The sequence below is a fragment of the Chitinophaga sp. genome (assembly GCF_039596155.1).
Lineage (GTDB): Bacteria > Bacteroidota > Bacteroidia > Chitinophagales > Chitinophagaceae > Chitinophaga.
The window spans coordinates 68,202-80,841 of sequence record NZ_JBCNKF010000036.1; the positions used below are offsets into that span (position 1 = coordinate 68,202).

The 12,640-nt window shown below is 39.3% G+C and carries 14 protein-coding genes; 6 read left to right on the forward strand and 8 right to left on the reverse strand.

All coding sequences use genetic code 11. From position 1 onward, the window contains the following. The first annotated feature begins 2 nt into the window (after positions 1 to 2). Positions 3 to 1,493, forward strand: coding sequence for a RagB/SusD family nutrient uptake outer membrane protein (locus ABDW33_RS26795; protein WP_343693180.1), 1,491 nt, complete (start codon positions 3 to 5; stop codon positions 1,491 to 1,493). Positions 1,494 to 1,561: 68 nt separating this feature from the next. On the opposite strand, the gene ABDW33_RS26800 is transcribed toward ABDW33_RS26795, so the two are convergent. Then, on the reverse strand, positions 1,562 to 2,746 hold the full coding sequence (locus ABDW33_RS26800; RefSeq protein WP_343693181.1) for a hypothetical protein: 1,185 nt from the start codon (positions 2,744 to 2,746) through the stop codon (positions 1,562 to 1,564). 22 nt (positions 2,747 to 2,768) lie between these two features. Between ABDW33_RS26800 and ABDW33_RS26805 the strand changes: the two genes are divergently transcribed. Together ABDW33_RS26805 and ABDW33_RS26810 are read left to right on the forward strand one after the other, a co-directional pair. Beyond that, positions 2,769 to 3,176 (forward strand): hypothetical protein, encoded by a 408-nt coding sequence (locus ABDW33_RS26805; protein ID WP_343693182.1) that lies wholly within the window; start codon positions 2,769 to 2,771, stop codon positions 3,174 to 3,176. 3 nt (positions 3,177 to 3,179) lie between these two features. Next, entirely contained in the window at positions 3,180 to 3,986 is an 807-nt protein-coding gene (locus ABDW33_RS26810) for an ATP-grasp domain-containing protein (protein WP_343693183.1), read from the forward strand. 324 nt (positions 3,987 to 4,310) lie between these two features. Here ABDW33_RS26810 and ABDW33_RS26815 read toward each other — a convergent pair whose 3' ends face one another. From ABDW33_RS26815 to ABDW33_RS26825, 3 genes are read right to left on the reverse strand one after another with little or no spacing between them, the layout of a single operon-like run. Continuing rightward, positions 4,311 to 4,880, reverse strand: coding sequence for a hypothetical protein (locus tag ABDW33_RS26815; RefSeq protein ID WP_343693184.1), 570 nt, complete (start codon positions 4,878 to 4,880; stop codon positions 4,311 to 4,313). Beyond that, a complete protein-coding gene (locus ABDW33_RS26820; RefSeq protein WP_343693194.1) occupies positions 4,880 to 5,413 on the reverse strand; it encodes an RNA polymerase sigma factor in 534 nt (177 codons plus the stop codon). The genes ABDW33_RS26815 and ABDW33_RS26820 overlap by 1 nt, the downstream gene beginning before the upstream one ends. Positions 5,414 to 5,441: 28 nt before the next feature. Beyond that, positions 5,442 to 6,191 carry a hypothetical protein gene (locus ABDW33_RS26825; protein WP_343693185.1) on the reverse strand — a complete coding sequence of 250 codons (750 nt, stop codon included), beginning with the start codon at positions 6,189 to 6,191 and terminating at the stop codon, positions 5,442 to 5,444. 31 nt (positions 6,192 to 6,222) lie between these two features. Between ABDW33_RS26825 and ABDW33_RS26830 the strand changes: the two genes are divergently transcribed. Then, the gene (locus ABDW33_RS26830) at positions 6,223 to 6,825 is read left to right on the forward strand and encodes a hypothetical protein (RefSeq protein WP_343693186.1); all 603 of its coding nucleotides are present in this window, start codon (positions 6,223 to 6,225) and stop codon (positions 6,823 to 6,825) included. 156 nt (positions 6,826 to 6,981) lie between these two features. Here ABDW33_RS26830 and ABDW33_RS26835 read toward each other — a convergent pair whose 3' ends face one another. Further along, the gene (locus ABDW33_RS26835) at positions 6,982 to 7,353 is read right to left on the reverse strand and encodes a helix-turn-helix domain-containing protein (RefSeq protein ID WP_343693187.1); all 372 of its coding nucleotides are present in this window, start codon (positions 7,351 to 7,353) and stop codon (positions 6,982 to 6,984) included. 87 nt (positions 7,354 to 7,440) lie between these two features. Between ABDW33_RS26835 and ABDW33_RS26840 the strand changes: the two genes are divergently transcribed. Beyond that, the gene (locus ABDW33_RS26840) at positions 7,441 to 8,328 is read left to right on the forward strand and encodes an MBL fold metallo-hydrolase (RefSeq protein ID WP_343693188.1); all 888 of its coding nucleotides are present in this window, start codon (positions 7,441 to 7,443) and stop codon (positions 8,326 to 8,328) included. Between the two features lie 81 nt (positions 8,329 to 8,409). Here the strand turns inward: ABDW33_RS26840 and ABDW33_RS26845 are convergent, their stop codons facing one another. Further along, on the reverse strand, positions 8,410 to 9,819 hold the full coding sequence (locus ABDW33_RS26845; protein WP_343693189.1) for a S41 family peptidase: 1,410 nt from the start codon (positions 9,817 to 9,819) through the stop codon (positions 8,410 to 8,412). A 172-nt stretch (positions 9,820 to 9,991) separates the two neighbouring features. Here ABDW33_RS26845 and ABDW33_RS26850 point away from each other — a divergent pair, with 172 nt between their 5' ends. Next, positions 9,992 to 10,375, forward strand: coding sequence for a hypothetical protein (locus tag ABDW33_RS26850; protein WP_343693190.1), 384 nt, complete (start codon positions 9,992 to 9,994; stop codon positions 10,373 to 10,375). A 424-nt stretch (positions 10,376 to 10,799) separates the two neighbouring features. On the opposite strand, the gene ABDW33_RS26855 is transcribed toward ABDW33_RS26850, so the two are convergent. Further along, positions 10,800 to 11,474 (reverse strand): hypothetical protein, encoded by a 675-nt coding sequence (locus ABDW33_RS26855; protein ID WP_343693191.1) that lies wholly within the window; start codon positions 11,472 to 11,474, stop codon positions 10,800 to 10,802. Next, positions 11,474 to 12,475, reverse strand: a complete 1,002-nt coding sequence (locus tag ABDW33_RS26860; protein WP_343693192.1) for an AAA family ATPase — start codon at positions 12,473 to 12,475, stop codon at positions 11,474 to 11,476. The genes ABDW33_RS26855 and ABDW33_RS26860 overlap by 1 nt, the downstream gene beginning before the upstream one ends. Positions 12,476 to 12,640 lie beyond the last annotated feature (165 nt).

A 12,640-nucleotide genomic window follows, 5' to 3' on the forward strand; every position in this document is an offset into this window, starting at 1 on the left:
AAATGAAACTATATAAATATGTGATCGTAGCAGTGGTGGCGCTTTCCGCTTGTAACAAACAGCTGGACACAGCGCCCTCTGATGCAGTATCAGAAGATATTGTATTGAAAAATATTTCAAATTTATCTACCATTTCTGAGGGTACCTGGGCATCGATGATGGACGACTTTTATGGTGGTACCTATAGTAACCCGGGGTTCAAAACCATTGCGTTAACCAGTGATGCAATGGCAGATGATGTAGCCCTGATCACGACTAAATATGGTTTTCCGACTGCTTATCGTTTTACCCAGATGAATGATAAGACGCAGTCACGTGTGAGCGCTATCTGGTCACAGTTGTATAAGATTATCAACAACAGTAATATCATTATTGCCAATGTAGATAAAGTAGAGGGGGATGCAACTGAGAAGAAATTTCTGAAAGGACAGGCACTTGGCTTGAGGGCACATACTTATCTTATCTTTGCGTCTTTCTACCAGTTTTCCTATCTGAAAGATTCACTGGCGAAAACAGCACCTATTTATACCACGCCTACCACTTCGCAGACGCAGGGAAATCCCAAGGCTACCCTGAAAGAGATCTATGAGCTGATCTTTGCCGATCTGCTGGCTGCAAAAGATCTGCTGGATGGTTATGATCGCCCGGCGAAGTATAAGATCAATAAAGATGTGGTGAATGGATTGCTGGCACGTGCGTTCTTAAATACCGGCAGATGGGATCTGGCGGCAGCAGCGGCAGCTGAGGCGCAGCAGGATTATCCGCTGATGGCACAGAGTGACTACAGCAAAGGTTTCAACGATGTGAATAATTCAGAATGGATATGGGGGCATCCGGAGATTCCCAGTCAGAGTGATGGTAGTTATAGTTTTCATTTCCTGGATGTATCATCTACGACTTCTTATTACTATAGTTTTATGGCAGATCCTTTCTTTAAAGAATTATTTGAAGATGGAGATATCCGTAAGACGTTGTTTTCATGGGATGGATCAGCTACTTCGAGAGAAGGCTATCTGCAGTATAAAAAGTTTAAGTTTAAATCTGACCAGACGGCAGACCTGGTGTTGATGAGAAGTGCAGAAGCGGTACTGATAAAAGCAGAAGGTTATGCACGTTCCGGTAACCTGACGGAGGGTATTAACGCATTGAATGAATTACGGGGAGCAAGAGGTGCAGGGTTGTTTACCGGTGGAACGAAAGAGGAGTTGATCAATGCTATCCTGATTGAAAGGAGGAAAGAATTATGGGGAGAAGGATTTGGGTTGTCCGACATCATTCGTAATCAGCTGGCGGTAGTGCGTAAGCCCTACGTGGATGCGAATGGCAATGATATTAAGGTTACTATTACGAGACCTGATGGCAGTACGGCACAAGTAAATGCCAGGTACCATACGGCACTGAAGTTCTCGGATGGTAGCAACTTTGTACCGAATAGTCCTTACTACCTATTTGTGATACCGCAGGCGGAGGAACAGAATAATCCTAATTTATAGTTTATGCGAGGGGCCGGACAATGTCTGGCCCTTTTTATTTATGGAAATATTTATTGCTATCGGGTCATTTACTCAGCAAGGAAATTACTTTGTTTCCATTTGTTGATGGTGTCAGGTTGTACACCACATTCCAGAAAAATTCCTGTTAACTCTTCGGTGCTGTGGCCTTCAATGGACCAGTCGATCGCAAAAGCGGTAAAGTCGCCGGTAGTTGCTATTTTCCCGAATAACTTAGTTTCGGTGAGGATGGCAGCAGTTCTTCTAAGTGCTTTTACACCGATATTCATGTCATCCTGTTCTTCCATCAGTGATTCCATTTGCGCGAAGAGGTCTTCGAATGGCGTAATGTCAATCAGCGCGTCAATATAATTGTCAGTGATAAAAGCGAATTCTCCTTTCAGGTGTCTTTGTTCCACTTCCTGTTGAGATTGAATGCCCAAAAGGGGAAGGTAATTATCGGCATAATGGAATCCAAGTTCCAGGAGTGCCAACGGGAGCTCCATTTCGTATTGCTGCAAGGTGTGGGTAACAGATTGCGCCATGGACTGTGCAAGCTTTTCGATCAGTGCCTCGGGCGACAGATTTGCACTGTTGCGGCTGTAGGTTAGGCGGCTGTTGCCTTCAGCGTCGAAAGTTCTGATTTTATCAAGTTGTTTGTCGACGTAGGTGTATTCATCATGAGAAGTGTATTTGCCTATACCTGGGGTGACATGGGTACTTTCAGCACGCATAATTTTCCCATCCTGATCGTATATAAAGCTGGTCGCAGTGAGGAAAAGCGCGTTGGTATCTTCTTTTATTTTATTGATCAGTGCTGTCCTCTGGGATTTAAGATGGCCATAAATGGTTCCTCTACCATTTACTACCAGGCGTTGTGTGGCGATCTTACGGCCCTTTTCAAACAGGACTCTCGTGACGGCAGAAGGTGTACCTGTGTTGATATTAAATTCAATATACTCAGCGAGGTTATCGCTATATTTATAATATCCTTCCCAATAAGTCTTATTATGTTCATGACTAAAGGCAACGTAGCAAGGTACCCCCTGATCGCTGAAGCCGTATTCATGGTTGTCCTTAAGGGAAGACAGGGGCCCATCGGAGGGGAAGGTTTGCTGGTCGAATTTTTCAAGATTATAACGGGCACCGCTGGCATATTGAGTGGTCTTGATCTGTGCTTTGAAAACCGGAAGGTTTTGTATATCATCAAAAGCTTTCTCCCAACGGATGATGAGCTGATCTATTAAATTGTCCATGGAATAAAATTAAAGAATATATATGTCCTACGAATATTTTTTGCAGGCACACTTAAACCAGGGAGCGCAGGAAGTACCAACGGAGCGGATTTTGTCCATATTCAGCGATTATATAATTGTGAAGGATAAGACTTTTATAGATGTAAGGTTTGATGAAAGTAATAGTTGTACGGTCTATATGGATACGGAAGAAGCTTATAATACAGGTTTGATGGTAAGCAGGCCATGTGGAGGGAAGTTGGGAGCGTGTTTGTATGCGGTGATGCGATTGGGAAATTTTGTCTTTTATGAGCCGGATGGAGTGCACGTGCTCGTGGTGAATGCAGCCGTGATACCCCACTTGCCTGAAGATATGATAACGGCGTTGGGGATGCCTGTAGTGGGGGAAACATTGGATAAGTTCCTGGAATTATATAATAACAATCGGTAGTGTATGCAACAACAATTTAGAGGTATACAGTGGGTAGTACAACGTAATCTTACTCATCGCGCTGACTTTGAGGCGCTCCGGCTCGCGTGTGCAGAAGCAGGTGTTACATTTATTCCATTAGATATTATTCCATTTACATCGGGATTACCATCATTTGACAGGAGCCGTCGGTCTGTCATTTATGGTTCTACAACATTTAATGCACTTGCAAGGGAGGATAGTTCTTTACGGGAAGGGATATTCTTTGATGAGGAGCAGTTTTCCATAGAGAATTATTTTCATCACTGGGGCAGATATATGCTTAATTATGGCGCACGGATAATGACTTTTCAGGAACTGATTTCGGGCAATGAATATGCTGGTGACCAGTTGTTGTTTATTCGTCCGAATGATGATAACAAGTCCTTTGCGGGAGAAATGAAGCGATATGATGAGATAAAGGAGTGGTATACACAATTGGCCGGTGTAAACATAGAAAATAGCAGGATAGTGGTATCTGAGCCGTATAATATCGCATATGAATGGCGGCTTTGGATCGTGAATAAGCAGGTAGTAGCGGCCTCGAAATACAGGCATTATTTCAAACTGACGAAAGAAGAAGGTTGTCCGCGCTGTGTAGTAGATTTTGCGAAGGCCAGGTGTGCGGAGTATACACCGCATGATGTATTTGTAATGGATATCTGTTTGTGTGGGGACGAATATTTTATAGTAGAATGTGGAGGTATGAACGGGGCGGGTTTCTATAACGCAAGGGTAAATGATATTGTAAGGGAGGTGTCAATATACTTTGCTGGAATAGGAAAGATGTAAACAATACTTGTCATTCACTGCAATAAAAAGGAGGATTTAACTATCATCAATCCTCCGTGGCATGCCACATCTTTAAAATACGAATGTAAAACAATATTGAAGCATGGATAGAATTCAATGCGGCTTCACCTTTTGTTTTTGCGGCAATTCGTATTTTAATAAAAAAAACAGAAAATGATTGCTCCTATGATTGCAAGCAAGAGCCCCAATATCGGTAAGACAACATAGGCAATCATCTTTGCTAACAAGTGGTGTTTTTGATCTTCTTCGTATTCCATAAGCAGGTTTTATATAAATAACAATACGCCTTATACAGGGGAAATTTTACGGTTTTATAGAGTCTCTTTCTACAGAAAGCCTGTAATCATTGCTGTTGATACCTCTCACTCCTTTCCGTTTCTTTTGTGGCGGATATACTGCTACAGTATCAATGATCTGCTGCCTTACAGCAGGGGAATCGGCGATTAAGGGCGATATCTTTTCTTCCGCCTTTTCTTCCGCCTTTTCTTCCTCAGGTATCGGGTCGTTGCTGATGACAGTATTAATAGTGTCTTTTTTAATAATTACAGGTACTGGCTTCCGGGTTATTCTTTCAATAGATACAGGACTGTCTTTAGATGGTATTATTACCTGTACTGGAGGAACGATTTCGTTTCCGGGCATCGGTTGCTTGTTATGATAGAACCACCAGCACAATGTAACAACAACAATTAAAGTGATTATTCCATACCAGGCATTACCTGTCTCTCCCCCGGAAGATTTCTCTTCGGGAGCGTCAGGTAGCTCATCTAACTGCATTTCAATGTTGGCCCAGATGCTGTCGGACATATCCGGCACAGCGATCTGATCCAGCTTTGCTGCTATTAAATCTTCGTATGGAGTAGTTTTATTCACTAAGTATTTATAGCTGTTAATTTTTTCTGAAGAATTTTTCTTGCCTCACTTAAATGCCATTTACTGGTGCCTTCACTGATATTTAATTGTGTTGAAATTTCTTTGTGTGTATAGCCGTCGATAGCGTATAGCAGGAATACAGCATGCGTAGCCGGCGGTAATTGTCGGACCAGCTGTAAGATAGCGGCTGCATCTGTTTTCTCTATTATACTATTATTTACAAACGGTTCTTCTACTGTATCTACTTCCAGGCTGACAAAACGGCTGCGTTGTTTAATCTGGTCTAAAGATTCATTAATAATTATTCGCTTTACCCAACCATGGAAGTTGCCTTTAGTAGCATCAAATGTATGGATGCTTCTGAACATTTTCACGAAGGCATGCCCAAGGATGTCGGCAGCCTCGTGTTCGTCAGTAGCATAGCGCATAGCAATAGTCATAGCAAAGCCATACAGCAGCTTGTAAAGCTGGGCCTGTGCTTTTCTATTGCCATTGCGGCATTCAATGATAATATTATCTAATTCCTGTTCCAGTGGTTATTATAATAGGTATTGGCGATTATCACCAGTTTACATTGTGTACTCTTCTTGCGAACAAAGCCGTGCCAATGGCGCTGATCTGCATGCGTTCCATCTCATCCAATTCATTGTAAAACCAGATGTTCTTGTCAATCATGTCAATCACTGCAATGACGCCGCCGCTGGTGCTTAACTCATAACCCGACATGATCGTAAATGGCAGGTTTTTAATTTTACCATTTGATTCTGTTTTTTCAAGGCTGAGTGGTTTTACATAAATAGTATCTTCTCCATTGGTGGCCATTCCGTGGTCTGATCGCTTTATAATGGTAAAGGGGTTGGTATCCTGTTCCCTAAACCTGTCATAATTGTTGGTCATGAACAGTTCCCAATCCTTTGTAGTATTACTTTTGATTACTGCCGAGAAGAAATAATTGTACTCCTGTACCTGTTCAATACTATTAAAGATACTTTTACTGTTATATGCTTCGTAACCAAGCTTCCTCACCATCTTCTTTTCGTTGGCAAATATCTCCATGTTATTTTTCCCATCAGAAAGAGAGTAGCGGAATTTCCCTTTTTCGCTTGATACTGTTTCTGATTTCTCGATCCCGAATTGATTCAGTAGATAATTTTCAGGGAAAAAGTAAGGTTCTTTCCAACCGGAACTTGATACATGCCAACCTCTTTTTATCCGGGAGGTGCTCACATTTCCGAATGACATTCTATTGGCTCCTGTCCCCTTTACATGTTGCATAGTGGCCTGTTCCTTAAACACTTCGGGTATCGTCATTTTTATGGTTGTTTTACAACTTACCAGGAAAATGGCCCCAATAATTAGTCCTGCATTTTTCATTTGCCAGTTATTTCTCTTATCAATACCCTTGATTTTAAACAAAGGTTGGGTACCTGCAAAAAAAAATATTTTTCTGGTTTTACCCAACCCTTTCTATTTCGGGGGGAGTATTACTATCAAACAAAAGCTGAAAAACATGAAAACAAAACAGATTTTACTGATGATGGTATGCTCTTTTATATTTTTCTCCTGCAAAAAGGAAAAGGATGAAACTCCCGCATGTGGTATTAGCATGGATGGTCTTGCAGGATCCTATAAGCTTATCAAGATGCAATATAAAGCGTCTGCAGGGGCAGCGCCTGTCGATTTTATGAATTATCTGGAAGAATGTCAGTTGGATGATATCACCACTTTATATAGTAACGGAACTTATAAATATGATGATCGTGGGTCAGTGTGCGATCCTAGTGAAAGTGAAGATGGGGTTTGGGTGGTAAAGGACAAGACAATTGCGAGTGAGGGGATTATTAACGGGACGGTAGAGAGTTATGACTGTAAGACGTTGGTGTATTATATGGCGGATGTGCTGGTTGAGGGTGATAAATTAACGTTTACGGCGGAAAAACAATAAATTACCGGGATTATATAGAATAGTCGAAGTATGCTTCGACTATTCTATATAATCCCTAAGCAGTTTCTATTTGTGTAGCCGCCGATTATGGATATATATAGGTAGCGCAGATCGTTTCTATACTAAATAACTGTACTTTACTTACTATCCGGAGCGCTAAGATTCGGGATATTGATTTGAAATAGCATTATTTTCCATTTGATTTCGACCCCATACTTTCATTGCATCAATAATAGGTAATAGCGTATTTCCAAAGGGTGTTATCCTGTATTCTACACGGGGCGGCACTTCTGCGTAGACAATTCTTTCAATAACGCCATCCGCCTCAAGTTCCCGCAGTTGATTGGTCAGTGTCTGTTTACTTGCTTCAGGCATTCCTTTTTGCATCTGACTATACCGGGTTGAGTCATTACGAATGAGGTGTATAATAACTGGCTTCCATTTTCCTCCTATAATATTCAAACAATACGTTACAGCACAGTTTGTCGGGTTAAAATTCTTTGTCTTTCTAATACCTGTATTTGCCATTAGTCTAAAATTTTAGCCCAGGTTCCAAATTCTGGTCTGATCTTGCATTTGAGGGGAAAGAAGTTATTTGCCACAAATTTATAAACTATGCTGCAATCTTTGACAAGTTCGCTACCTGGCAGTAACAAAATGTACAGTTCGGTCAATATTGATATTTTTGTGGTATCTGACGGCGAAGTATCATATGATAAAAGTTGTTTTGCACCTGGCATTGACAGAACAGATGTAGACGCTGTAAGTAAGAATACAACCGACTATATTAGCTTAACACATAATGTTCTGGTATTTCTTCGGAATAATAGCATCATACTGATAGATGCCGGTAATGGGAAGACTAATTCCGGCGAGGGCGGCCACCTCATTAGTAATTTAAAAGCTATTGGTATTGAACCGGACATGGTGACTGATGTTGTGCTGACACATGCTCATCCGGATCATCTCGGGGGATTAATAGATAGCAACCGACAATTGGCATTTCCCAATGCATCAATTCTTATATCGCAGGAAGAATATGACTTCTGGCAATCCGACACACCTGATTTCAGTAAAAGTAAAAATACACCGCAGGTGTTAATAGATGTTCAGAAAAACATTCAACAAATGCTGGTGGTGATAAAAGATAGACTTCAGTTCTTTCATGGGACTGATTTACTATTTGACTTTTTACAACCTATTCCGGCAATGGGGCATACACCTGGGCACTACATGTTTATTGTAAATACTGGCAATGAAAAATTTGTGCACATGGGAGATATCTGCCACGAAGAATTGATGTTGTTTAATAAGCCTGAATGGGGGACTGTTTTTGATATTGACTTTGATCTTGCTGTGACAATGCGGGTGGCGGTCTTAAATGGGTTTGCTGCGTCGAAGGAGTTGGTATTTGGGTATCATATGCCATGGCCGGGATTTGGAAAAGTGGTAAAGAACAGGACTGGACTTAAATGGGAGGCTAAAGGTTCATTTGAGGAATAACTGATACAGTTAATTTAGATGTATGTAAACAAGTGCCTGTATCTTTCTTTGTATACAGGCACCTTTCTGTTTGCTTTGTTTTTATCTTTTGGGCAGATCATCTACAACGAAATCGATCCACTTACCTTCCGGGAGTCGAATAGGCACATCCGGAGTAAAACCTGTTTGGTCAATCGGTTTAGTGTCAGTCCAATTTGATTTCGCTATGGGTATGGTCAGGATAAATTTACTATATGGCAATGTTGTTGGATTTGACATCCCTTCATAATCCATCATTCCGATGGTATTGGCTCCATAAGTGATCACCTTTTTGCATTGGTCAGTGAGGGAGATAAAATATTCAGTTGAGCTACCGCAAAAGTTATTAACTATTACGGCTATTTTTTCAGGTTGTTTTGTTACCGAGTCCAGCGGAAAGGTAACAGCGGGGATTGGATAGAAATGTTCTTTTGTTGTGGGTAGTTCGGCATAAGCTTTCTTATATGCGTTTAGCACCTGCTCCGGGAAGTACTTCTGGTAGTCAGCATCGATGGGATTTTTCACAAAGTATTCCAACTCGGGTAACTTGCGTTTAATATTGTCGGGGGTTACGCGCATCATTGCGGGCTGCTGAATGATTGGATTGGTCATAAGATAGGGTAGAAAATATACCCATCCTGTATTACCGCCACCATTACCTCTCAGATCTACAATGAGATATTTGGTATTCCTGATGGTGGAATCACTTGCTGCTACCAGCTGCTGAATTTTGCTATCGTTGTTATAAAAACTCGGGATCCTTAAATAACTTACTTCGTTGTTTAATTTTTTAAATGCAAGACCATTGTTATTATTTCTCCAGGTGGACAATTCTTCTTTTTCTGCTTTTGTCATTTGTTGAGGAGATATTTTCCCCCACACGGTATGATTCCAGATACGTAATAGATTGCCGGTTTGTTTAGCGGGGAAATCCGTGCTGACAAATGCGTCATATTTTTTCACGATGTATTGATCTCCTTTAGGTGTAAGCGTGAAATAAACAAATCCTTTGGGTAAGCTATCGGTAGATGATTCGTATTTGATGGCTTCGAAATTACCGTTATCAGACTTTTGAATGGCGATTTTAGTGGTACTATCCGGGCTTATCCAGATTCCTTCGATTGGTAAATTTGGTTTTCTTTGGAAAGTTGTAACCGCACTATCGACATCCTTTGTGTTAGTATAAGAAATGATAAAGTGCTTGTCTTTAAAAAACCTTACATACTCACGAATAAGATAGTAACATTGTTTAGGTGCCGTTAATGTCTCGGCTTTTGCCTGCAGATTTGAAACCAGTAGTTTATAACTGGCGTTCACTTTTGCAGGATAGCCTGCGTAGTTGAGTTCGGTTTCCTGGATAGTTTTGTTCAAATTATCAAGGCAATTACATGTTTCGGTTTGAGCTTTACCTGCGTTTGTTGTCAACAGCAAGGTAAATACTAAGATTAGTGAAAGTAGTGGTGATTTTATCATAGTTCGCTACAATGGTTTATAGATTGGTATTAGTCGCATTTCTTCAGGTGCAGGGAGTAAAATAATGTAATATTTATGAAGTTGCAAGGTGAGGGGAAGTTAGCTATTGTTTATTTCAACGCAGATAGGGGCCGTGTTATGCGTGTAGTTTTGTCAAACAATATTATTTGACATGACATTTGCATCTATTGATTTGTTACGCGCCACACCTCCTCAATCAGGCGAAATTTATGACGTTTTAGGGTACTACACGCCAGGTGATGGTGGTGGCGGAAGCTTTTACTGGGATTCCACTTCAGGAGAAAATCCGGAGCCAGGAATGATCGTTGCCAGCGGTCAACATGTGTTTGGTAATCTTGCTGCTACAAGGTCTTTTGTTAAGATTTATTTCACAGAATGTACTGTAAAAGGTACTACCTCCACGAGTCTGTTTAATACAATGTATGCTGCCTATCAGGGGCTGGATGTTGAAGTGTATAATATTCGTTCTACTTTTACGAATGTTATGGTTAACGCTCAATCACCTTTACTTGAAATAAAGTATAAGAACTTTTAGTGGACTGATTTCTGGTTGCATTACAATTTTCATAACCAGAGAAGTGCTGGCTTGATGTACTCTTTTCATTGGAATTGGGACTTCTGCTGTTATGGATAATGTAACTGGTATTTCGGTTTGCGAGGTATTTTTGTGAGTGAGGGTTTTAGATCTTTTAAAGGATAACTTGCTTTTGTTTGAGTGTAGAAGATTTTTTGTATTGTTCTTAAAATCGGTAGTATAAAATTCTTTGTATGAAGAGCTGGTAATTGCGCAAAAAAGGCCTAGAATAACTCAAAGTCTTTTTGCTATTTGTAGCGAGAAAGGAAGAAATGTTGAACCAGTTATTTCAAGATCTGATTCTTCTGATATTTCATTGATTTAAGCAGATTTTACTTTCAAGGGAATCAACAATAAGCGTACTCGCTTATGGGCCTAAAAGTTCTTATTTACAATAATCGTCAAAATCAGCACGAATATTTTCATTATCTCTTATAACCCAGCGCTTAAATGCAGTAAAATTTGAAGCAGGACGTAAATGGCGGATTATTTTATTCTTTATGCTTTCTTTTTCTTCTGCAGTATATGTTTCATCATAATAATCAAACAATAAACCCTGAAATAATCTTATTTCTTTTAGTAAAAGGCTCCTAAGATTAGCAGCTTCAATAGTTTTTAGCGTTGTTGTGCCATTATAAACTGCATCCAACAATACGACGGTATTATTTACAATTTCTGTATTTTCCATCGGCTGAAACTCCGCATTTTCTTTCGGATATGGGTTTATATGATACCTAACCTTTTTGTCAGCCTCATGATTTGCATTAGTAACATCCAAAATATCATCAAACATTGGCCTCGCCAACTTGGTATTGTTACAATGCCCACATGCATAGTACAGATTTGCCCACTCGAACTTTAGATCATGGTTACCTCTATGTGGGACAAAATGTTCAATATTTATTGTTATTGGTTCACTCTGTTCACATATATAACATTTATTATAAAAATCTTTCTTAATCGTATCAAGAACATCATCACACCTGTAACTACCAGAAGCCTTTTTCTTTTCTGTTGCAAGAGAAGGAGGTGGTGGCTGAGATTTAGCGGAGAAAATCATTACTTCTTTTTGTTAAGTGTCTTTAATTGGATTTGTTGAATTTTAACTGCTAATTCATCAGCTATAAACTTGGGAGCATCTTTTATATACCGTTTTAATTCTGATAGTTTTTCGACGTCACCTTCATTCAAATCTTCTTTAGACATTAACTTTTCATATTCATCAACCTTTTGCTTTAAAACGATGGAATATTTATCCGCTCCAAAATAACTTTCAATTAAAGTATCATAAGAATATCCTGATAAATCTTCTGTTACTATTCTTTTCTCCAAATCACAGATGACTGCGTTTTCTATAGAATTAATTACAAATGGAGAATGTGTTGTTACTACAAATTGTAACTTTGGAAAAAAGTTTGTTAAAAATGGGAGTACCTTTTTCTGGAGTTCAAGATGAAGATGAGTTTCAAGTTCATCTATTAGTACAATACCTTGTACATCATAACTTTTTACACCTGAACTCTCCATTCTTAACAGCAATTCTGTTATAATACTTAAAATTGCAGAATACCCATCAGAGAGTTGGTTTAGATTATATGGTTCCTTTCCTGTTTCAAGTATGTTGAAATTATAGTTCTTCCTATCGAAAGACAATTGGAGATTAGGATCGTTAAATAATTCAGCTAGACTTTGTTCAAAGTTAGCGAACCATAAATCAACCTCTTTTACAACATCTGTTTCATTCTCATCTCTGGCAAATGATCTGTCAGCTTTTAAATTTACAATATATTGAATGAAATTTGATCCCACGTTTGCACTTAGATTATAATACTTTTTAAAATCAATTTTATTAATTCCCTTAGGAATCTTGAATTTTAAATTTCTCTTTGAATCAAAATATGCTATTATAAATTCTCCTGCATTAAAGCTTGATAAGATTTTATTATAATGACTGAAGCTTATTGAGACTCCTGTAAGGTTTCTTATTTGATTGTTAATTCCTTCTAATTCTGTACTATATGAGAGTAAACTAATTTCATTGTGACTCTTTACACGATCCATATTCTGGATAAGTGCATCTCTATGCGTTAGATTAAAAGGGATCAAGTTGAATTCTTGGGGGGAATGCTAAAAATTTGTTGCTTTGCAACTCATTAAAGAAGCAACAAACTTGGATCAGAGCTATAGACAGTTGATGGAATTTCTACTCCCAAAGGGACTTTTAGA